This is a genomic window from Streptomyces sp. NPDC086077, from assembly GCF_040686175.1.
In the GTDB taxonomy this organism is placed as follows: Bacteria; Actinomycetota; Actinomycetes; order Streptomycetales; family Streptomycetaceae; genus Streptomyces.
Map to the genome: position 1 here is coordinate 1 of NZ_JBFBJT010000126.1, position 21,754 is coordinate 21,754.

Annotated in this window: 17 protein-coding genes and 1 pseudogene; 8 read left to right on the forward strand and 10 right to left on the reverse strand. The window is 70.3% G+C overall.

Translation table 11 applies throughout. The features are described 5' to 3' along the window. Both AB0O67_RS28450 and AB0O67_RS28455 read right to left on the reverse strand, forming a co-directional pair. Positions 1–1,591 (reverse strand): phosphodiester glycosidase family protein (locus AB0O67_RS28450; protein ID WP_365455871.1); only part of this gene is annotated, 1,591 nt, incomplete at its 3' end. Between the two features lie 282 nt (positions 1,592–1,873). Continuing rightward, positions 1,874–2,890 carry a LacI family DNA-binding transcriptional regulator gene (locus AB0O67_RS28455; RefSeq protein WP_365455916.1) on the reverse strand — a complete coding sequence of 339 codons (1,017 nt, stop codon included), beginning with the start codon at positions 2,888–2,890 and terminating at the stop codon, positions 1,874–1,876. 282 nt (positions 2,891–3,172) lie between these two features. Between AB0O67_RS28455 and AB0O67_RS28460 the strand changes: the two genes are divergently transcribed. From AB0O67_RS28460 to AB0O67_RS28475, 4 genes are all read left to right on the forward strand, one after another. Further along, positions 3,173–4,486, forward strand: coding sequence for an extracellular solute-binding protein (locus tag AB0O67_RS28460; RefSeq protein WP_365455874.1), 1,314 nt, complete (start codon positions 3,173–3,175; stop codon positions 4,484–4,486). 98 nt (positions 4,487–4,584) lie between these two features. After that, positions 4,585–5,601, forward strand: coding sequence for a sugar ABC transporter permease (locus AB0O67_RS28465; protein WP_365455877.1), 1,017 nt, complete (start codon positions 4,585–4,587; stop codon positions 5,599–5,601). Positions 5,602–5,617: 16 nt separating this feature from the next. Beyond that, complete coding sequence (locus AB0O67_RS28470) at positions 5,618–6,529, forward strand: carbohydrate ABC transporter permease (protein WP_365455880.1); 912 nt, start codon at positions 5,618–5,620, stop codon at positions 6,527–6,529. Between the two features lie 89 nt (positions 6,530–6,618). Further along, complete coding sequence (locus AB0O67_RS28475; protein ID WP_365455919.1) at positions 6,619–8,055, forward strand: GH1 family beta-glucosidase; 1,437 nt, start codon at positions 6,619–6,621, stop codon at positions 8,053–8,055. Between the two features lie 89 nt (positions 8,056–8,144). Here AB0O67_RS28475 and AB0O67_RS28480 read toward each other — a convergent pair whose 3' ends face one another. Both AB0O67_RS28480 and AB0O67_RS28485 read right to left on the reverse strand, forming a co-directional pair. Beyond that, complete coding sequence (locus AB0O67_RS28480; RefSeq protein WP_365455883.1) at positions 8,145–8,603, reverse strand: hypothetical protein; 459 nt, start codon at positions 8,601–8,603, stop codon at positions 8,145–8,147. Positions 8,604–8,843: 240 nt separating this feature from the next. Continuing rightward, a pseudogene (locus AB0O67_RS28485) lies at positions 8,844–9,545 on the reverse strand (NAD(P)-binding domain-containing protein). 73 nt (positions 9,546–9,618) lie between these two features. On the opposite strand from AB0O67_RS28485, the gene AB0O67_RS28490 reads away from it, so the two are divergent. Beyond that, the gene (locus tag AB0O67_RS28490; RefSeq protein ID WP_365455886.1) at positions 9,619–10,029 is read left to right on the forward strand and encodes a helix-turn-helix domain-containing protein; all 411 of its coding nucleotides are present in this window, start codon (positions 9,619–9,621) and stop codon (positions 10,027–10,029) included. Positions 10,030–10,153: 124 nt separating this feature from the next. Here the strand turns inward: AB0O67_RS28490 and AB0O67_RS28495 are convergent, their stop codons facing one another. Both AB0O67_RS28495 and AB0O67_RS28500 read right to left on the reverse strand, forming a co-directional pair. Next, on the reverse strand, positions 10,154–11,959 hold the full coding sequence (locus AB0O67_RS28495) for a HAMP domain-containing sensor histidine kinase (protein WP_365455889.1): 1,806 nt from the start codon (positions 11,957–11,959) through the stop codon (positions 10,154–10,156). Positions 11,960–11,978: 19 nt separating this feature from the next. After that, on the reverse strand, positions 11,979–12,680 hold the full coding sequence (locus tag AB0O67_RS28500; RefSeq protein WP_365455892.1) for a response regulator transcription factor: 702 nt from the start codon (positions 12,678–12,680) through the stop codon (positions 11,979–11,981). 219 nt (positions 12,681–12,899) lie between these two features. Here AB0O67_RS28500 and AB0O67_RS28505 point away from each other — a divergent pair, with 219 nt between their 5' ends. Together AB0O67_RS28505 and AB0O67_RS28510 are read left to right on the forward strand one after the other, a co-directional pair. Further along, the gene (locus AB0O67_RS28505; protein WP_365455895.1) at positions 12,900–14,123 is read left to right on the forward strand and encodes an Ig-like domain-containing protein; all 1,224 of its coding nucleotides are present in this window, start codon (positions 12,900–12,902) and stop codon (positions 14,121–14,123) included. A gap of 143 nt (positions 14,124–14,266) precedes the next feature. Next, complete coding sequence (locus AB0O67_RS28510; protein ID WP_365455898.1) at positions 14,267–15,064, forward strand: hypothetical protein; 798 nt, start codon at positions 14,267–14,269, stop codon at positions 15,062–15,064. A 27-nt stretch (positions 15,065–15,091) separates the two neighbouring features. On the opposite strand, the gene AB0O67_RS28515 is transcribed toward AB0O67_RS28510, so the two are convergent. Continuing rightward, entirely contained in the window at positions 15,092–15,532 is a 441-nt protein-coding gene (locus tag AB0O67_RS28515) for an OsmC family protein (protein WP_365455901.1), read from the reverse strand. A gap of 643 nt (positions 15,533–16,175) precedes the next feature. Between AB0O67_RS28515 and AB0O67_RS28520 the strand changes: the two genes are divergently transcribed. Beyond that, positions 16,176–16,352 carry a hypothetical protein gene (locus AB0O67_RS28520; protein ID WP_365455904.1) on the forward strand — a complete coding sequence of 59 codons (177 nt, stop codon included), beginning with the start codon at positions 16,176–16,178 and terminating at the stop codon, positions 16,350–16,352. 138 nt (positions 16,353–16,490) lie between these two features. Here AB0O67_RS28520 and AB0O67_RS28525 read toward each other — a convergent pair whose 3' ends face one another. From AB0O67_RS28525 to AB0O67_RS28535, 3 genes are all read right to left on the reverse strand, one after another. Continuing rightward, complete coding sequence (locus AB0O67_RS28525) at positions 16,491–18,068, reverse strand: PTS transporter subunit EIIC (protein WP_365455907.1); 1,578 nt, start codon at positions 18,066–18,068, stop codon at positions 16,491–16,493. Positions 18,069–18,102: 34 nt separating this feature from the next. Further along, entirely contained in the window at positions 18,103–19,044 is a 942-nt protein-coding gene (gene murQ, locus AB0O67_RS28530) for an N-acetylmuramic acid 6-phosphate etherase (protein WP_365455910.1), read from the reverse strand. Positions 19,045–19,246: 202 nt separating this feature from the next. Continuing rightward, on the reverse strand, positions 19,247–21,754 hold a 2,508-nt coding region (locus AB0O67_RS28535; protein ID WP_365455913.1), incomplete at its 5' end, for an FAD-linked oxidase C-terminal domain-containing protein.

Below are 21,754 nucleotides of genomic sequence, written 5' to 3' on the forward strand. Positions count from 1 at the left end.
CCCCGGTGATCTTGACGTCGGACGCCTCGATCGGAGCGGAGTCGCCGAGGGCGTCGTAGCCCGTCACCGTAAGACGCGCGTCCCTCCCGGCGCCGTCGAGCGCCACCAGGCTCCTGCTCGGCGCGATCCGCACGGCGGGCGCGAGTACCGTCAACTCGGTCCGGCCGTCGGACCGGTGACCGGAGGACGCCACCACCTGGGCGGTTCCGGAGCGCCGTCCGGTGAGGACGGCGGTGCCGTCCTTGCGGGAGTCGACCGATACGCGGCCACCCTCGCCGCGCCACTGCACCCGTCCGGTGGGCAGCGGTGCGTAGGTTTCGTCGTGGGCGAGCGCCCGAACGGTCCGGCGCAGGCCGGGGAAGACCTTGTCGGAGCCGTCGGCTGACAGGGTGGGCAGCACGCGGAAGCCGCGTACCGTGCCGGACCCGGGGGCCGCGAACAGCCCGAGCCCGTTGGCGACCTGCCGCTCCGAGCCGTCGGAGGGGCTGTTGACCAGGCCGGTCGTGCTCTCACCCGGCAGGCGGGCGGCCATGGTGGTCGAACCGCCGCCGTCCATGTTCAGGGCGTTGGTGGCGCCCAGGCCCTTCATGAAGGCGCCGAGTTCGTTGAGGTCCATGCCGCGGCTGTCGGTCTGCTTGCCGTCGATCGCGACCAGGTACATGGTGCGGCCGTCGGCGGAGAACCCCACGCCGGTCCGCGAGGTGGCGGTGACCGTGTCGCCGTCGGTGAAGCGCCGCACCACGCCGTCGGCGACCAGCACCTGCCCGCCGCCGACGGCGACCGCCACCTCGCCGAAGTCGGCGCGCGGGTGATACGTGACCTCGACGGAGTCACCGGGCACGAGCCCGGCCAACGCGTCGGCGCCCGCTTCCCGTCCGAGCAGCACGCTGACGCCGGCGGGTATCGGGGCGCCGCTGACAGAGGTGCGCACGTCGGTGACCTTGCCGTCGCGCAGCCAGACCTCGGCAACCCGATCGGCGCCGCCCACGGGCTTGGTGCGCGGCGAGGGCCCCCACTGGTCGGTGAACAGCCCGATGCCGCCGGCCGCCAGGGTCGGCGAGTTGACGCCGGACAGCTTCAGGTTCCGCGTACCACCGACGGTGACCTGGCCCTCAAGGAACACCTGGGCGAGCCGGCCGATGCCGTCCGCCCCGATGGCGACGGTCTGGCTGCGGCCCTCGGTGGGCGAGTTGACGAGACCGTCCTTGCGCGACACCGCCGCGCCGATGGGTGCCTCGGTGTCGTTCATGTCGAAGTAGTCACCGTTGATCGCGGCGACGGCTCCAGTGCGCTCGGCCTGTTCGGTGACCCGGGACTTGCCCGTGACCGTGCCGGAGGAGATGTGGTCGACACTCAGCCGGTCGTCGGCCAGGTCCGCGACGAGCACCTGGCCACGCACCCAACCGTCCTTCCCGAACCGGTCGAACCGGGTCAGACTCAGACCGGGCGCGATCGGTGTGCGGTTCTCACTGGTGACGATGGACTGCCCGGGGGTGCTCGGGATCAGGTGCGAAGCGGCATCCGAAGCCGGTGCGTCGCGGGGAGCCGATACCAGGGCTTCGGGAGTCAGCGCCTGGGCGGTCGTCACCATCCCTGCGCCGATACTGAGCGCTGTGGCAAGGGCGAGGACGACGGAACCCCGCCGTGCTGCGGCACGCGATCGCGAGCCGGCGGGGTCAAGAAGGAACGACACTGGCTGACTTCTTTCGTTTTCGTGCTGAAAGTCGTGGTCAGCGCTCAGTCGACGCTCCGTGGATGTTGAGGCGTCATGAAGTATGTGACGGTCAGTGATGCACGGGGTGAACACTGCGGCACACACCCGCTGCGCGGGGCGTCGATGGTGTAGGCGGCGAGTGCCCGGCAGCCGCTCCGCTCAGGAGGACTCGCGGACGACCAGTTCGGTGGGCAGGACGACCTGCCGCCTCGCCACCGCGGAATCGGCGATCTCCTCCAGGAGGATGCGTGCGATGGTCGAGCCGATTTCCTCCACCGGCTGCCGGACGCTCGTCAGCGGCGGATAGGCGTAGCGGGCGATGTAGGAGTCGTCGAAGCCGACGATCGCGACGTCCTCCGGTACGCGCCGTCCCTGACGCCGCAGTTCGAGCATGGCACCGGCCGCCATGACGTCCGACGCGGCGAACACGGCGTCGAGGTCAGGCGCACGTTCAAGCAGCGAACGCATGGCGAGCCTTCCGCCGTCCTCCGTGAAGTCGGCCGTCGCGATCACTTCCTCGTCGGGCGTCATGCCCGCCTCTTCGAGAGCGATCTTCCAGCCCCGCAGCCGGCTGCGGGAGACATCCATGTCGAGGGGCCCGGAGATGGTGGCGAGTCTCGTCCGGCCTCGGCCGATGAGGTGTCGTCCCGCCTCCTTCGCACCTCCCAGGTTGTCCGAGACGGCATGACTCAGGGATTCCGCGGGCGAACGGCGGCCCGCCAGCACCGTCGGCAGGCCCATGCCCTCCAGTATTCCGGGCAGCGGGTCGTGTTCGTGCACCGAGACCAGCAGGACGCCGTCCACCCTGCGCTCCGCGACACTGTCCGTGAGCCGGTCCCGCTCGCCGCTGTCACGGACGAGCATGAGCTGGAGTTGCGTGCCCGTCGTCGCCAGCACCGTGCTCACGCCCCGGATCACTCCGGCGAAGTACGGCTCGGCACCGAGCCTGCTCTCGGACTCGGGGATCACCAGCGCGACGGAGTTGGTTCGCCGCGTCACCAGGCCTCGCGCGACGGAGTTGGGTACGTAGTTCAGCTCCGCTATGGCTGCGAGCACCGCGGCCTTCGCCTCGTCGCTCACGAGCGTCGAACCGTTGATGACCCTTGACACCGTCGTGCGCCCCACGCCCGCCCGCGCCGCCACGGTTTTGATGGTCGGCCGCTGCTGTGCCCCCACGTCCTTCTCCTCGTCCGGCCCCGGTCGCACGCCGGTTCGCCTGCGCATTGTGCCAGAAACCTCCGGCGGTCAACCGGTGCGCGGCGTCTCCGCCGAGCCCTCACTGTGAGGACAACGTTCAAGTTCTTGACACAAGCCTCGTTCAAGCGCGAGTCTTCCGGCACCCGTTGGGCACGTTCCCACCCGTGTTTGGGAACGTGCCCACCCCTCACTCCGGCCGGTCACCCCAGACGACCGGCCCGTACTCGGTGCGTCGGCGCCGCCGCCTGAGAGGACACACTCATGAAGGTCACCCGGAAGCTGTTGCGTACGAGAGGCTCAGCCGTCATAGCGGCTGTCACCGCGCTCGGCCTGCTCACCGCGTGCGGAGGCAGCGACTCCGGTGGGACGGGAGGCGGCGTCAAGGACGGCAAGACCACCATCACCATGGGCCTGTTCGGCGTCATGGGCTTCAAGGAGACCGGTCTCCTCGAGGAGTACATGAAGCTCAACCCGAACGTCCGGATCGAGGCCGAGGTCGCGGGTGACGAGCAGACCTACTACACGGCCCTGCAGACGCACCTGGCGGCCGGCAGCGGCCTGAAGGACATCCAGGGCATCGAGATCGGGCGGGCCAAGGAACTCGTCGACACCCAGGCCGACAAGTTCGTCGACCTCTCCAAGGTGTCCGGCAACGACCACTTCCTGCCGTGGAAGTTGAGCCAGGTCACCGGTAACGACGGCAAGGTCATCGGGCTCGGCACGGACATCGGCCCCATGGCTGTCTGCTACCGCAAGGACTTCTTCGAGAAGGCGGGCCTGCCGACCGACCGCGAACAGGTCGCCAAGTTGTGGGACGGCGACTGGGCGAAGTTCGTCGCCGCGGGCAAGCGCTTCAAGAAGGACTTCAAGGGCGGCGAGGTCGCCTTCATGGACAGCTCCAGCGGTCTGTTCAACGCGATGATCTACGGCAACTCGCAGCAGTTCTACGACAAGGGCGGGAAGCTGATCTACCAGGACAGCCCCGTCATCCAGGAGGCCTGGGACCTCGCTTCCGAAGCCGCGGCCTCGGACCTGACCGCGAAGCTGCGGCAGTTCCAGCCCGGCTGGGACCCGGGCCTCGCCAACAGCACCTTCGCCACCACGGTGTGCCCGGCGTGGATGCTCGCCCACATCAGCGAGAAGGCCGGCCCCCAGAACAAGGGCAAGTGGGACGTCGCCAAGGCCCCCAAGGGCGCCAACTGGGGCGGCTCCTTCCTCGGCGTCATGGAGAAGAGCCCCGTACAGGAAGAGGCGACGAAGCTCGTCGCCTGGCTGACCGCTCCCGAGCAGCAGGCCCGCCTCTTCGAGAAGATCGGCAACTTCCCGTCCTCGCAGAAGGCACTGGAGGCGCCGCAGGTGACGGACGCGAAGTCCGAGTACTTCAGCGACGCGCCCATCGGCCAGATCTTCGGTGCCGCCGCGCAGGAGATTCCCGACGAGCAGGTGCTGGGCCGCAAGGACGGAACGATCAAGGACATCTTCTCCCAGGGGCTGACCCTGATCGAGTCCCAGAACCAGAGCCCCGAGAAGGCTTGGGAGACGACCGACGAGCGCATCAAGAAGGCCGTCGGCTGACCCTCCCCCACAGCTCCGGCGGGCGGAGACGCCTCACGCCTGCGCGACGCCCGCCGGAGTACGCCCAGCCCGCACACCGTCACGCCTAAGGACCCCTGGTGGCCACTCAGACCTCGACCGCGGCTGCCGGCCAACAGCCCACCAAAGAGCCGGCCGGCCCTGCCCGACCTACCCAAGGGCGTCAGCGGAGGCGGATGAACAGCCGGTGGAGCGCGCTGCTCCACCGCCTGGACGTGAACGGGGCGCCCTACGCCTTCATCGTCCCGTTCTTCATCGTCTTCGCCGCCTTCAGTCTGTACCCGCTCATCTACACGGCCTGGATCTCGTTCCACCGCGCCGAACTCGCCTCCATGGACATGATGGAGTGGGTCGCGCTCGACAACTACACCGCTCTGGCACAGGACGACCGCTTCTGGAACGCCCTGGCCAACACCTTCACCATCGGCGTCCTCTCCGCCGTCCCGCAACTGCTGATGGCGCTCGGCCTCGCGCACCTGCTGAACTACCGGTTGCGCGGATCCACCTTCTTCCGGGTGGCCGCCCTGACGCCCTACGCGACGTCGGTGGGTGCCGCGGCCCTCGTCTTCACCATGCTGTTCGAGCGCGACTTCGGCATGATCAACTGGCTGCTGAGCCTGGTCGGTTTCGACAACATCGACTGGGAGAGCAACAAGTGGGCCGCGCAGATCGCCATCTCCACGATCGTCATCTGGCGCTGGACCGGCTACAACGCCCTGCTCTACCTCGCCGCCATGCAGGCGATCCCGCTCGACCGCTACGAGGCCGCCGCGATCGACGGGGCCTCGCGCTGGCAGCAGTTCCTCAAGGTCACCATTCCCGGCATCCGGCCCACGATCGTCTTCACGATCGTGCTCTCCACCATCGGTTCCACCCAGCTCTTCGGTGAACCCCTGATCTTCGGCCAGGGACCGAACGGCATCACCGGCGGAGCGGACAACCAGTACCAGACCCTCGGACTGCTGCTGTACGAGGAGGGCTGGAAGAACTACCAGATGGGCCGCGCGGCCACGGTGGCGTGGGCGATGTTCCTGCTGCTCATCCTCATCTTCGCTGCCCAGCGCCTGCTCAAGCGGCGCTCCGCGCGCTCGTCCTGACCAGGAGATGCCGACCATGACCACGAACACTCTCCGGGCCGGCCGGGACGTGACCGGGACCGTGCCCAGCAGGCGTCGCCTCCGGCTGCCCAGGGCGATCGGCGCGGGCCGCCAGCACCACGCGGGCCCCGTCACCTACATCATGCTCATCATCGCGGCGGTCACCTCGATCTTCCCGCTGTACTGGACGATGGTGGCGGCCTCCTCCGACAACACCCGTGTATCGCAGACGCCGCCCCCGTTCCTGCCCGGACCCCACCTCTTCGAGAACCTCGGAAGAGCCTGGCAGGACGCCGCACTGGGCAAGGCCATGCTGAACAGCATGATCGTGGCCGGCACCATCGCCACCTGCACCGTGCTGTTCGCGACCCTCGCCGGCTTCGCCTTCGCCAAGCTCCGCTTCAAGGGCCGCAACATCCTCCTCACCCTGGTCATCGGAACGATGCTGGTGCCGCCTCAGCTCGCGGTCGTGCCCCTCTTCCTGATGATGACCGACCTCGGCTGGGGTCAGAAGCTGCCCGCAGTCATCTTCCCGACACTGGTCAGCGCGGTCGGTGTCTTCTTCATGCGCCAGTACCTGGCCGACGCGCTGCCCGACGAGCTGGTCGAAGCGGGCAGGGTGGACGGCGCACACTCACTCCGCATCTTCTGGAGCATCGTCCTGCCGGTCGCCCGGCCCGCCATGGCAGTGCTGTTCATGATCACCTTTGTGCACGCCTGGAACGACTTCTTCTGGCCGTTCATCGTGCTGGACATGACGAACCCGACGGTCCCCGTCGCTCTCACCCAACTCAGCGCGGGCTACGTCCGGGACCAGTCCCTGATCATGGCCGGCGCCCTGCTGGGCACCCTCCCCCTGCTCGCGATGTTCATCGTCTTCGGGCGCCAGATCGTCGGCGGCATCATGCAGGGAGCGGTCAAGGGCTGACGAGGCACTCCCCCGGCCCAGCCTCCTCTCCTTCACCCGTCGACTGACACTCCGAAAGGTACTTCGTGGTTATCGCCGCTGGACACGACCTGTCCTCGACCGAGGCCCCCACCGCCCTCAAGTTCCCCTCGTCGTTCACCTGGGGCACCGCCACCGCCGCGTACCAGATCGAGGGCGCCGCCACCCTGGACGGACGCACCCCCTCCATCTGGGACACCTACGCCCGCACGCCGGGAAAGGTACGCAATGGCGACACCGGTGACATCGCAACCGACCACTACCACCGGTGGCGAGAGGACGTCGCCATCATGGCCGACCTCGGCGTGGGCGCCTACCGCTTCTCCCTCTCCTGGCCCCGCGTCCAGCCGACGGGCCGCGGCCCCAGCGTCCAGAAGGGCCTGGACTTCTACCGCCGACTCACGGACGAACTGCTGGAGAAGAACATCCAGCCCGTCGCGACCCTCTACCACTGGGACCTCCCCCAGGACCTGGAGGACGCCGGCGGGTGGCCCGAGCGTGCCACCGCCGATCGCTTCGCCGCCTATGCCGCCCTCGCCGCCGAGGCGCTGGGTGACAGGGTGCGGACTTGGATCACGTTGAACGAGCCCTGGTGCAGCGCCTTCCTCGGCTACGCGTCCGGAGTCCACGCCCCCGGGCGTACCGACCCCGTGGCGGCGCTGCGTGCGGCGCACCACCTCAACCTCGGTCACGGCAAGGCCGTCCAGGCCCTCCGCTCGAACCTGCCCTCCTACGCACAGGTCTCCGTCACACTCAACATCCACCATGTGCGGCCCCACTCCCAGGAGGCCGAGGACGTCGACGCCGCGCGCCGCATCGACGCCCTCGCCAACCGCGTCTTCACCGGCCCTATGCTCCAGGGCGAGTATCCGGAGGACCTGCTGCGCGACACCTCGTCCCTGACGGACTGGTCCTTCGTCAAGGACGGTGATCTGCGGGAGATCTGCCAGCCGCTCGACTTCCTGGGCGTCAACTACTACACCCCGACCCTGGTCTCGGGAGGCGCCGCCGACTCCAGCCACCGTTCCGACGGTCATGGCAAGAGCGAGCACACTCCCTGGCCGGCCGCGGATGACGTGACCTTCCACCTGCCTCCGGGCTCCACCACCGCGATGGGCTGGGCCGTCGACCCCACCGGGCTGCACGACCTGCTGGTCCGGATGGGGCGCGACTTCCCTCGCCTGCCTCTCATGATCACCGAGAACGGCGCGGCGTTCGACGACTACGTCGACCCGGCGGGCGAGGTGAACGACCCCGATCGAATCGCGTATCTGCAAGGCCATCTCGCCGCCGTGCACCGCGCCATCGAGGCGGGCGTCGACGTCCGCGGCTACTTCCTGTGGTCCCTGCTCGACAACTTCGAATGGGGATACGGCTACAGCAAGCGCTTCGGCGCGGTCTATGTCGACTACCCCACCGGCAACCGCATCCCCAAGGCCAGCGCCCGCTGGTACGGCCAGGTGGCACGCTCGGGCGTCCTGCCCTCGCCGTACCCGATGAGCGACTGACACGGTCCAGAGGGCTCGGCGAGTGCAGAGGGAAATCGCACGCGCCGAGCCCTTTGTCGTCTCCGGCGAGAGGGGACACCTCCGGGCCGTCAGCTACAGACTGTGTCACCCCCGTGGTACTTGGTGCCGTTGATCTCCACCCATCCGGAGATGTAGGCGCAGTGGATCTCCGCGTCGGCGACGTAGATCGCTCCCGCGTACCTGTCGTAGTAGCCGTTGTCGTACCAGGAGGTCTGCCAGCCCACACGGCGGATGCGAACCTCCATGTGGTGAAAGCCGTCCATGCGGTCCATGGTCATCGCACAGAACGTGCCGCTGCCCTCGATCGAGCGCCAGACGCCGATGTACGCGTTGTTGGGACCCGAAATGTGAATGGCGTCGTGTTCGTTGCCCTTGCAGTACGAGAACGGGCCCGCGTAGCCGGGCGGGGCATCGTCCGGATCGGTCGCCGAAGCGACGCCTGCCCCGCCGAGGACGGTGCCCGCCGCCATGGCGCAGACCGCGACGGCCGACACCACGCAGCCTCTGATCTTGTCGATCCTGTTCAACGGGAACCCTCCTGGTCCTCGTGCGACCGCGATCGACGGCCCGGACCCGCAGGACGCGGTGACGCGACCCACCCGGGCGAGACCCCCGATCCCGTGCCTGGCCGATCCACCATAGGGCCCGCAAGCCTGACGCGGTGCCAGTTTCCATCCACCGCACGGGCAACCACGCAGAGCTCACATTGAGAAGGCACGGGTCCCGGGTCCACGTCTCTTGCGCCGGCTCGACCGTCTGCCCAGGGATCACCGCTCCGTGTCCTGGTGATTCGGTCCGGCCGCGTACGCCAACGGTGGTGCGATCGCTCGGGCATCCGCTCCCTCTCCGACCCACAGCCCGATGAACAGTGCGGCGGTCGCCTCCAGAAGTCCCGCACGTTCCAGACCGCCGGCGGACACGGGTTCGCAGCCCGCATCCCGCACCCCGCACCCCGCACCCCGCACCCCGCACCCCGCACCAGCGCACGGACGCGCGCGAGGGCCGTCTCGTCGTCCCCGCAGACCGGTACGGCCAGTGGTCTTCCGTCGAAGACGGGTGGCCGCATGCGCCACACGTCCTCGTGGCAGAGGTTGAAGGCCTTGACCACCTGAGCTCCTGGTGCCGCCATGGCCAGTTGCCGCGCGGCTGAGGGGCCCCCTTCTGTCAGTAACCGGAAGTCCGGCACGACCGGATTGGAGCAGTCGAGCAGCACCTTGCCGTCCAGAGCCGCGCGCAGTTCCCGTGCCACGTCGATTCCCGCCCCGAAGGGCAGCGCGGCCAGCACCACCTGACCGGCCTCGGCCGCCGCGCGCAGACCGGCAGGCCTCGCGCTGCCTCCGACACGCCTTGCGAGCCGCCGCGCGCTGGGTGCGTCCCCCTCCGCCGATGGTCACCTCGTGCCCGGCTCGCGCCCAGTGGGTGGCGAGCGCGTCGGCCGTGTTGCCCGTTCCCAGTACGCCGATTCTCATCAAGCGTCCCTCTCCCTTCCCGCATCGACCGTTCGCAAGGACGCTAGGTGGTCCGGCGGGCACCATTTGGTACGTGACCACCGATGCCTTCCTCGCCGACTGCCGCGCTCGCCTCGCCTTCGACCTGCTCTCCCACACCTGGAACGCCGTGGTGCTCTGTGCGCTGCGCGACGGCCCCCGGCGCCCGGTCGAACTGCGGGAGCGGATCGGGGGTATCAGTTACAAGGTCCTCACCGAGACACTGCGGCGCCTGCAGTCCAACGGACTGGTGGACCGGCGGGTACGTCCCGGAGCGCCGTCACGGGTCGAGTACCGACTCACCGCGCTGGGGCGGTCCCTGCTGGCGCCCATCGACGCCGTCGGGGCATGGGCCTTCGAGCACGGCGACGAGGTGATGGCAGCCCAAGAGGCGACGTGCGCCGCCGAGCCGCCGTCCCCTCCGCCTGCTCATCGAACCGGTCAGCAGCTGAGCGCGGCGTCGTGAGCGGGCCTCGGCGATAAGGAAGAGGTGCCGCTCGGCCCAGCCAACCGGTCCGGTCGGTGAGCATGGAGTTCTCGGGCCATGGGCGTGAGGCTGTACTCGGCCTCATGACAACGAGCCAGGGCTCTCAGCCCCGGCTTCGGGCACCGGTCTCCGGCCGTTGGCCGCCGGGGAGGCGCAAGGCGAACGTGGCTCCGGTGCCTGGAGTGCTCTCGGCGGTCACCGTTCCGCCGTGGGCCTCGACGAACTGGCGGACGATGGACAGGCCCAGTCCGCTTCCGCCCGTGCTCCGGCTGCGGGACTTCTCGGCGCGCCAGAAGCGCTCGAAGACATGGGGCAGGTCCGGCGGGGCGATGCCGTCACCCGTGTCCCGGACCGTCAGGACCACATCGTCACCCTCCGGCCGGGCGGTGAGCGTGACGCTGCCGCGCGAGGGAGTGTGCCGCAGGGCGTTGGAGACGAGGTTGCCCAGGACCTGGCGCATCCGTACCGGATCGGCGTCGAGCCACAGGCCTGGATCGGTGTCACTGCGCAGATCGACGTCCGCGGCGTCGGCCGTGCCGCGGTGGGCGACCACGACCTGGGCGACGAGGTCGTCCGCGCGGACGGGTTCCCGGTGCAGTTCGAAGGTGCCGGCGTCGACCGCGGCGAGGTCCTGCAGGTCGTCGATGATGTGCTGGAGCAGCAGGGCCTCGTCGTGCAGGGAGGCGATGAGGTCCGGCTCCGCGTCGACCAGACCGTCGCGAGTGGCCTCCAGCCAGCCGCGGATGTTGGTCAGTGGGGTGCGCAGCTCGTGGGCTATGTCACTGACCATGGCCCTGCGCTGGGCCTCCAGTTGCTCTCGGCGGGCGGTGAGGTCGTTGAACGCGGCGGCCAGGATTCCGGTCTCGTCCTTGGTGGTGACGGGGACGCGTGTGTGCCGATGCGGTGGTTGCAGGGCCGCGGTCGTCAGGGCGCGCAGGGGGCGGACGAGGCGGATGGCGACCGCCGCGGTCAGGGCGAGGCTCAGGGTGAGAACCGCCGCCGTCACTCCGACGATCTTGGTCTTGTTGGCCGTGGAGAGGTCGAACGCCGAGATGCTCTGGTTCTGGCTGCCCAGATAGAGGAGTGCCCGGGGCGCGACGAACGGGTCGAGTTGGGTGCGGCGCGCGCTGTCGAGGCAGTCCTTGGCCTTCTGCCGGTCCTCGGCCGAGAGGTCGCCGGAGTAGGCCGGGGCCTTGCTGCTCTCGTTGACGACGTCGATACCGACGCCGAACCTGAGTGCGTAGAGGATCCGCCCGGAGCCCAAGCAGGCTCGCAGCAGTTCGTCGAGTTCGTCCAGCGCAGCCGCTTCGGTCCGGGTGGGAGTGTTGATCTTCCCGTCGGCGCACTCCAGGGGCACGCTCGCGTCCCCGCCGTCGGGGGTGACCACCGTGCGTCCACTGGGGCTCCGGTGCAGGGTGCCGTCGCTGCCGTGCCGCCGCATGCACGACAGGCGTAGCTCGGCCAGTTCCCGGACGAGCCTGCGTTCGCCGCGGTCGAGTGCGTACGGTCCCACCGCCCGCGGGTCCACGCCGGAGAGCTGGGCGCCCGGTTCGGTGTAGGTGTCGGTGCGCAGGGGGTCGATGGTGGCCGAGGCACGGTCGGGCAGGTCGGACCCCGCCGGGGCGGAGTCGGCGATGACGCGTCCGGTCGCGGTGGTCACCGCTATGCGCCGGTCGGTCGTCCGGGAGAGCGCCAGCACGGTGGCCCGGACCCCGTCCCAGTCGGCGTGGCCGGCGGCGAAGCCGCTCAGCTGCCGCAGGATGTCGGTGTCGTCGGAGAGCAGCTGACCGCGTTCCTCCTGCACGGCGCGGGTGGTGGTCTCCACCGCCAGCCATGCCGTGGCGCCCACGGAGAGCGCGGTGATCACCATCGAGGTGAGCAGCAGCCGGACCAGCAGGCTTCTGCGCATGGGGATACCCGGGCGGGGCTCAGCCGTCATCGCGACCGCCGACGAGTTTGTATCCGACACCGAAGACCGTCAGCAGCCGGACCGGTCTGCGCGGGTCCGGTTCGATCTTCTTGCGCAGGTTCATGATGTGCACGTCGATGGCACGCTCGGTCGAGGCACGGTCGTGGCCGCGGGTGTGGTGCAGCAACTGGCGGCGCGTGAAGACCCGGCCCGGTTCCGCGACCATCGCGTGGAGGATGGCGAACTCGCCGGGCGTGCAGGTGACAGCGGTGCCGTCGCAGGTGGCCACGTGCCGGAGCGGATCGACGGTGACGGCGCCGGCGCGCAGTACGAGGGACGGCTCCGAGGGCCGCATGGTGCGGCGCAGCACGGCACGTATGCGTGCCATCAACTCCCGGGGACTGTACGGCTTGGTCATGTAGTCGTCCGCGCCGGTGTCCAGGCCGAGGAGCAGGTCGTCCTCGGTCGAGCGGGCCGTCAGCATCAGGATCGGGATCGGCACGTCCTCGTCCTCGCGCAGCACACGGCAGACCCCGTATCCGTCCACTCCGGGCAGCATCAGGTCCAGGACGACCAGATCGGGCCTGTGGCGGCGGGCCTCGTCGATCGCGGCCCGCCCGTCGGAGACCACGACGGCGTCATGGCCCTCCTTCACCAGCAGTCGGCGGATGAGTTCCGCCTGCAGGAGGTCGTCTTCCGCGACCAGGACATGTGCGCACACGACGCCGACTCTAAGCGTCCGCGAGCACCGCACGGCCGGGTGGTCGCCCTTCCCACATCCTGACAACTTCCTGATAAGTCCACGTCAGCCTTGCGGCATGCCCCGGGGGCGCGCGGTGCGGGCGCTGCCGTGGTGACGTCCAACAGCGTTGCGCGCTCGTCGAAGCCGGGGCCGGTCACGTTCCACGCCTGCGTGGAGCACACCTGACACGACGGAGACATGATGCACCACAGCGGTACCGCCCTGCCCCGCCTCGCCCGGGCGCTGGCCCTGCTGTCCGTCTCGGCATGCGTGCTGGCCGGATGCGGCCCTGAGGCGCGGTCGGGGGACAACCGCCCGGACGAGCCGCCGGCCTCCGACCGTGCGGCGGCAAAACCCCGCATAGCTCTCCACGCCTCCGACGGGCAGAAGAACGTCTCCGTCCGAAGCGGCGGCCGTGTGGTGGTCGAGCACGGCACGATCACCGAGGCGTCACTGGTCACCGTGGAAGGCCGCCCCGTGCCAGGCACGCTCGCGCGGGGCGAGCGGGCATGGTCCCCGGACGCCGCGCTGGAACACGGTACGACCTACCGGCTGACAGCCGTCGCCACTGACGGCCGCGGAGCGACGGCGACCAGGAGGATCACCTTCACGACCCTCGCCGAGGCCGACCGCTTCACCGGCACCTACACGCCGGAGCACAAGTCCACGGTCGGCGTGGGGATGCCCGTCTCGTTCACCTTCGACAGGGCGATCACCGACCGGAAGGCCGTCGAGTCCGGCATCGAGGTCAGCTCCAGCAGCGGGCAGGAGGTCGTCGGCCACTGGTTCGGCGCGCGTCGGCTCGACTTCCGCCCACAGCACTACTGGAAGGCCGGATCCGAGGTCACGGTCCGCATCCGCCTCGACGGCGTCAGGGGCGGCGAGGGCGTCTACGGTGAGCAGGACAGAACCGTCCGCTTCACCGTGGGCCGCAGTCAGGTATCGACCGTGGACGCGGCCACGCACCGGATGACGGTCGTCCGCGACGGGCGGACGGAGCGGACGATACCCATCACCGCCGGTGCCCCGGCCTCACCCACCTGGAACGGCCGGATGGTGATCTCGGAGAAGCTGAGCACCACCCGGATGAACGGCGCCACCGTCGGGTTCGCCGGTGAGTACGACATCCCCGACGTCCCGCACGCCATGCGCCTGTCCACCTCGGGCACCTTCATCCACGGCAACTACTGGGGCGACGACTCGGTGTTCGGCCGGTCCAACATCAGCCATGGCTGCGTGGGACTCAACGATGTGCAGGGGGGCGGTGACCCCTCGCAGGACGCCGCGTGGTTCTTCGACAACTCCCTGCTCGGCGACGTGGTCGTGGTGCGGAACTCGCAGGACGGGACCATCACCCCCGACAACGGCCTCAACGGCTGGAACATGCCGTGGCACGACTGGAAGGCGGGTTCCGCGCGGTGAGGACCCACTCCCCCGACAGCGAACCGGCCGTGCTGACCAGTTCCTCACAACTGCCCTACAGGCTGATCACCATGGCTTCACTCCCTCGCGTCGCACCGACGCGTTCGCACACACCGCGTCCCGACCGGCGGACAACGATGTCCATGAGCCGCCTGGCGATACCGGCCCTCGCGCTGACCCTGTCCGCGACTCTCACCGGGTGCGGAAGTGTCGACGCGTGGTCCGACGACAGCCGGCCGGACACCGGCGCCGCGGCGCAGGGGATGACGGAAAACCCGTCACCGGGATCCGGCACGGCGCAGGCGAAGCCCCTGCCCGCCGGCGGACAACATGGGGAAAGTCCGACGGCCGCTCCTGCGCCGCTGCCAGGCGTGGGCCCCCGGACACTCGCCCAGATCCCCCGGAAGACCCGCCAGGTCGTCCTCGTCACCGGCCGCGGCAAGAACTCCTCGGACTCGGAGGTGACCGTCTACCGCCGGACGGAGGCGGGGTGGCAGCCGGGAGCGACCTGGCCCGCCCACAACGCCTACAAGGGCTGGACCGACGACCACCGCTTGGGCGATCGACGTTCCCCCATCGGTGTGTTCACCCTGACCGACGCGGGCGGCCTGCTGCCCGACCCCGGCACCGAGCTGCCGTACGACCAGTCGCCCGGCTTCACGATCAACGGCACCGGAGTCCTGGGCGAGCCGCTGGCGGGCTCCTTCGACTACGTCGTCGCGATCAACTACAACCGCGAGCCCGGCCTCTCCCCACTGGACTGGACCCGTCCCCTGGGCGCCGAGAAGGGCGGCGGCATCTGGCTGCACGTCGACCACGAGGGACCCACGCAGGGCTGCGTCAGCCTGAAGAAGCCGCACATGAGGGACCTGCTGCTGACGCTCGACCCCGAAGAGCATCCGGTGGTCGTGATGGGAGACGCCGCGTCACTTCGCAGGTGACACGGCGCGCGGACCACCTCCCGGACGTCACGCGTCCCTGATCGTCGCGGTCACGGGGGTGCCGATCTCGACGGTTCGGCTCACCGTGCACAGACGGTCATGGGACGCCTTGACCGCGCGGGGCAGGATCGCGCGGGCGCGCTCCGCACCCTCGTCGTCCGCGAAGGCGACGGTGAAGGTGACTTCCAGGTTCGTCATGCGGTTGCCCAGGTCGTCGCTGATCTTGTCGCCGGTCACCGCCACGGAGAACCCGGTGGGCTCCGCGTGGCGGCCGGTGGCGACGTCGACGTCCGCGGCCGTGCAGCCCCCGATCGCGGCCAGGAACAACTCGACCGGGGTGAACCCGGTGCCCTGCCCGTCGTCCGAGGCCGTGCCGAAACCGATCGTTCCGCCGCGGGCGTTGGTCGCGACGAACTGGCCGCTACTGGTGCGCTCGACGACGACCGAACGCTTGGAGTTTTCGCTCATGCCGCCGACACTAGTCGCGCCGACGCAAGGGGCCACGGCGACCGACCGGCCGAGACGTTCCGGGCGAGAGGACACCGTGGGCGTCCACGTCCGTGCGGAGGGAACCGTCGGCCTTCCCGGCGTCCAGGAGGTGCCCGACGGCGCCCTCGATCGGGTGGTGACTGTGGGCGACCAGGTCCTGCCACGCGGCCGGGGACCGGTCTGCCGCGAAACTATGGGGTGAAGCGCCCGCGCACCTGGCCGGCCCCGCGATGGAGCACGGTGAAGTGCACCGCCGTGTGCACCTTCGAGGTCTCTGCGGTCTCTGCGGGCGTCCGGCCCGCGCCCGCTGGTGCGGACGCCAGGACAGTGTCGTAACGCGGGCTGTCGAAGTGCGGTGCCGAGTGGCCTACTTGGCGTAGGCGGCCGAGATCTGGCCGACGAGCGTGGCGAACGGCATGTCGAGCGCGGCGTAGACGTCCCGGCCTCGGGGGCGCCGTCGTCGGCGAGTACCTCGACCATCAGCGTGGCGTAGTCGCTCACCACGACGGCAACTTTTCGCGGCCGGTGGCCTTCGACCACCGGGCTCTGCGTGCTGCGGTCCACCGGGGGCATACGCGTGACACGGCACCACTGGCCGGCTCACCACCCAAGGAGGCACACCGTGCTCGGCATCATCGCGGCGGTCCTGTTCTTCATCGCCTTCCTCATCAACGCGGCGGAGATCTCCACCAACGACGTCTTCACCTCGACCAACTTCATGCTGATCGGGCTTGCTCTGCTCGCCCTGCATGTGGCGGGAATCGGCAGCGGCTGGGCCGCACGGGGCCGTAGGCGCTGACGTGCGTCTCCGCTCGGTCTCGCATGAGTGGAGTGTGCGCCGTGTCCTTACCTGAGTGGATCACTCAGGACGCACCGCGGGCGGTCACCGTTCTCCTGAACGGTGACCGCCCGCGGTCGGTTCTCCGGTGCTCGTCCGTCAGCGGACCGGGACGCCGGTCGGCGCGGCCGGCGCCGCCGACGACGGGTCCGTGCCGGCGGTCGCCGGGCTCGCCCCGGTGGGCGCCGCGGCAGCTGCGGTGTCCGGGACGGACTGCGCGGGCGCCACGTTGAGTTCGGCGAGCATCGTCTTGGTGAAGCCGAAGTAGTACGTGGCGACGAAGCCGCCCAGGTAGCCGACGACCAGACCCGCGGCGTAGACGGCCACCGTCCGGCCGAGTCCGTGGTCGCCGTCGAGCAGCGGGAAGAGCGCCCAGCCCGACGGGCCGATCGCGGTGGAGCCGACGTCGGTGCCCAGCTGGTTGAAGAGTCCGACGAACGCGCCACCGAGGGCGCCGCCGGTGCAGGCCGTGATGAACGGGCGGCCCAGCGGCAGGGACACGCCGTAGATCAGCGGCTCACCCACTCCGAGGAACCCCGGCCACAGGGCGGACTTGATGGTCGTGCGGATCGAGGTGTTGCGGTGCAGCCGGAAGTAGACGGCGATCGCCGCGCCGACCTGACCCGCGCCGGCCATGGCGAGGATCGGCAGCAGCACGGTGTAGCCCTGCTGCTCGATGAGGGTCGTGTGGATCGGGATCAGCGCCTGGTGCAGGCCCAGCATGACCAGCGGCAGGAACAGGCCGCCGAGGATCAGTCCGGCACCCGCGCCACCGTTGGAGAGCAGCCAGTTGGCGGCCTCACCGATCTTCGTGGAGACCTCTCCGGCGAGGAACATCAGCCCGAAGAGGGTGGCCAGACCGGCCCCCAGCACGGTGATGGTCGGGGTGACCAGGACGTCGATGGACACCGGGACCCAGCGACGGCACCACTTCTCGATCTGCACGGCGAGCCACGCCGCTCCCAGGGCGCCGAGGACACCGCCCTGCCCCGGGGAGAGTTCCTGGCCGAACGCCTCAACGTTGGCCACGCCGGCGTAGACGATGATGGCGGCGACGGCGCCGCCGAGGATCGGTGTGCCACCGAACTCCTGCGCCGTGTTGTAGCCGACGAACACCGCGATCAGGGCCATGAACCCGGAGGCCATCGCGGCGAGCGCGGGGGTGATGCCGGGCAGCCAGCCCAGGTTGACGAGCAGGCCGTTCAGGCCCGCGATGATGCCGCAGCCGATGAGGGCGGGGATCAGCGGTACGAAGATGTTGGCGATGCGGCGCAGCAGGAGCTTGAAGGGGGTGGCGTTCTGCGCCTTGCGCTCCGCCCGCAGCGCCGCGCCCTGCGCGGCGAGGTCCTCGGCGGTCAGGGGCTCGCCGTCCGGGACGCCGCCTGCCGCGGGGGCGGCCTCAGGGGCCTCGGCGTTCTCCTGCTCGACCAGGGTCTCGAACTCCGGGGTGACGCGGGCGACGGTGCCCGGGCCGAGCACGATCTGGTAGGTGTCGTCGTCGACGACGCCCATCACCGCGGGCAGTGCCTTGAGCTGTTCCTCCTGCACCAGGGTCCGGTCGTGCAGGCCCAGCCGGAGCCGGGTCATGCAGTGGGCCACCGACGCCACGTTCCGCGCTCCTCCGACGAGGGGCAGGATGGCGGCCGCGGTGTCGCGGTACTTGTTCTCGTTCGCCATGAGATCGGCCTTGCTGTGAGTATCGGCTGGTACGTCAGGCGGCTGCGGTTTCGAGGGCCCTGCGCAGGTGCCCGTGCGCGTCCTGGAGAAGGCGCTCGGCCGTCCGTGCGTCCACGGATCCGAGCAGGGTGAGAATGGCGTTCTTGACCTCGCCGCCGGTGGCGGCGAGCGCCGCGGCGATGGCCTCGTCGGAGGCGTCGGTCGCGAGGCCCACGATCCGGTGGGCGCGTGCCCGCAGCTTCTCGTTGGAGGCGCGGACGTCGACCATCAGGTTCCCGTAGGTCTTGCCGAGCCTGATCATGGTGATGGTCGAGAACATGTTGAGCACCAGCTTCTGCGCGGTGCCCGCCTTGAGCCGGGTCGAGCCCGTCACCGTCTCCGGACCGACCACGACCTCGATGCCGTGATCGGCGGCCGCCGCCAGCGCGCTGTCGGCGTTGCAGGACAGCCCCACCGTGAGCGCGCCGAGGGACCGCGCGTGGCGGACTGCCTCGACCGCGTACGGGGTGCGGCCCGACGCGGAGATGCCGACCACCACGTCGTCGGCGGAAAGCCTCAGCCCGTCCAGGTCCTGACGGGCCCCCTCCTCGGAGTCCTCGGCCCCCTCGACGGCGGTGACCATGGCGGCCGGGCCACCCGCGATGAGACCCACGACCTGCGAGGGGTCGGTGTTGAAGGTGGGCGGGCACTCGGAGGCGTCCAGCACCCCGAGCCGTCCGGCGGTGCCCGCCCCGGCGTAGATGAGCCTGCCGCCCCGGGCCATCCGCTCGGCCATGCCGTCGATGGCGGCGGCGATCTCGGGGAGCCGGTCCGCGACCGCCGCGCTGACGGTCGCGTCCTCGGCGTTCATGTGGCGGGCGATGTCCAGCGTGGACAGGCGGTCGATGTCCGCCAGTTCGGGGCGGTAGGCCTCCGTGGCCATGGTGGCCAGCTGGTCCCGCAGTAGGCCGTTCCTCACGGCGTCTTGGGTGGACATGAACGTTCACGGCTCCTGTGGTTCGGACATTCTGGTGGCTTCGGTGACTCTCGCGCGTTTCCGTCATACGCGACGGGGAGCGGGGTCGGCCGGTTCGTGTGACCCGAGAGACAGTGACGAAATTTTCTTTCACTTCGCTCCGGCGACATGAAACATATTTTCAGTGCGGGGTCGCGTCAAGGCTCCGCAGGCGATCAGTGGGTCACATCCCGGCCACGGCCGGGGCGGTGGCCTCGTCGAGGAGCTCGAGGATGTGCCGGTAGGGGCGCCCGGTGGCGCGGGTCATCCCGATCTCGCAGGTCCGGTTGCAGGAGGCGTAGGCGTCGTAGGACCGGGTGTTGATCTCGGCGGCCTGGCGTGCCGTGGCCACCGCGGTGACCTCGGGGTGCAGCAGCCCCCGGTCGCCCGCGAAGGCGCAGCAGCCCCAGGAGTCGGGCACGGTGACGTCCGGGCTCAGGGCGGAGGCCAGGGTCCTCAGGGCGTCGTCGGCGCCCAGGTGGGTCGTCGAACAGGTGGGGTGCAGGGCCATGGACCCGAGGGGCCGCACGGCGGGCAGGGCGGGCAGCAGCCGCTCGGCGGTGAAGGCCACGCTGTCCACGAACCGCAGGGCCGCGTAGCGGGCACGGTCCTCCTCGGGCAGCGCCTCGGCCAGTCGTTCCAAACCGTGCGTGCAGGAGGAGGCGTCGCAGACGACGGGCAGCCTGCCGTGGCCGGTGGCCGCCCACAGGGCGTCCAGCGTGCGGGCCGCCATGGTGCGGTGGCCCTGCGTGTATCCCTTGGACTGCCAGGGGGTGCCGCAGCACAGCCCGCCCAGTCCGTTCGGTACGGCGACCGGGACCCCCGCCCGCTCACACAGGCGCAGGAAGGCGTTGGCCGATCCCGCGCTCCGGCCGGCGTCCTCCTCGGGGGCGAAGAGGCTGCCGATGCACGCCGCGAAGAACACGGCCTCCGCCTCGGCGGGATGTCGCGGGGAGGGGCGGTCCGGCCCGCTGCGCGGCATGTCGCCGGTCCACACGGGCACCAGTTCCCCGGCGCCCAGTCCGCGCACCGCCCGGGTCGCCGCCCGGGTGACGGGCAGCGGAACGGCGTGGGCCGCCTTGAGCGCCGTACGGACGCCGGCGACCGTGCCTTCCCAGTGCCGCGCCACCCGGTCGGCGACACCTTGGGCCGCCTTGCCGTGCCGGTCCGCGCGGAGCCGTTTCATGACCTCGCCCGTGTCGATGTGGACGGGGCAGGCGGTGACGCACAGGCTGTCGACAGCACAACTGCCGACGGCCGCGTAGCCGTAGTCGTCCTCCAGGGCGCGGCGTCTGTCGTCGTCGCCCGCGGCTCCGGCGAGGGCGATCTCGCGCAGCAGGGCGATGCGCTGACGCGGGGTCGTGGTGGCGTCGGCCGTCGGGCAGACGGGCTCGCAGTAGCCGCACTCGACGCAGGCGTCCACGGCCGGGTCGACCTCCGGCACGCTCTTCAGGTGGCCGAGGTGCGCTCGGGGGTCGTCGTCGAGCAGGACACCCGGGCTGAGCAACTGCTGTGGGTCGCACAGCCGCTTGAGCTCCCGCATCACGTCGTAGAGCTCGTCGCCGTACTGGCGCCGGACGAACGGGGCCATGGCGCGGCCGGTGCCGTGCTCGGCCTTGAGCGTGCCGCCGGCTCCGAGGACGAGGTCGACCATGTCGTCGGTGAAGCGGGCGTAGCGGTCCAGTTCTCCGCCGGAGGCGAAGTCCTGGGTCAGCATGAAGTGCAGGTTGCCGTCCCGCGCGTGCCCGAAGATCACGGCGTCCTCGTAGCCGTGCCGGGCGAACAGGTCGATCAGGCCCTCGCTGGTGGCGGTGAGCCGCTCCATCGGCACCGCCACGTCCTCCAGCAGGGCCGTCGTACCGGGGCGGCGCGCGCCGGCGACCGCGGTGTACAGCCCCTTGCGCAGCCGCCACAGCAGGTTCCGCTCCCCCGCGTCACGGGTGAGCACGGCCGGGCTGACCGTCGGCAGCAGCCGCAGCGCGGGGTGGGCGGCGGCGACGGTGTGTTCCAGCGCCTCGGCGTCGTCCTCCGCGAACTCGACGAGCAGCGCCGCGTGGCCGGTGACGGTGAGGCCGCGCAGGGCCCCCACCGGGTCCGCGGACCGCTGCGCCACCCGCAGGGAGGCGGCGTCGAGGAGTTCCACGGTGCGCGCCCCGGCGGCGAGCAGCGCGGGCAGGCAGTCGGTCGCCTCGGCGAGCCCCGGCAGCACGAGCAGTCCCGTGGCGGTGTGCGGCAGGAGCGGGACGGTACGGAAGACGGCCTCCGCGACGAACCCGAGAGTGCCCTCACTGCCGATCATGAGCCGCGCGAGGATCTCGGCCGGGGTGGAGTGGTCGAGGAAGGAATTCAGTCCGTACCCCATGGTGTTCTTCATCGCGAAGAGCCGCTCCACCGTGGCCCGCGACGCGGCCGATCCGCGGACCCGTTCCCGTAGTCTCAGCAGCCCCGCGTGCAGTTCGGGCTCGCGTGCCCGCAGCTCCTCGTCGGCGTCGGCGTCCGCGGTGTCGACGACGGTGCCGGAGGGCAGCACGAACCGCAGGGACTCGATGGTGCGGTAGGCGTTGTCCCTGGTGCCGCAGTTCATGCCGCTCGAGTTGTTGGCCACCAGGCCGCCGATGGTGCAGGCGCTCTCACTCGCCGGGTCCGGGCCCAGCCGACGGCCGTACCGCGCGAGCCGGGCGTTGGCCTGGCG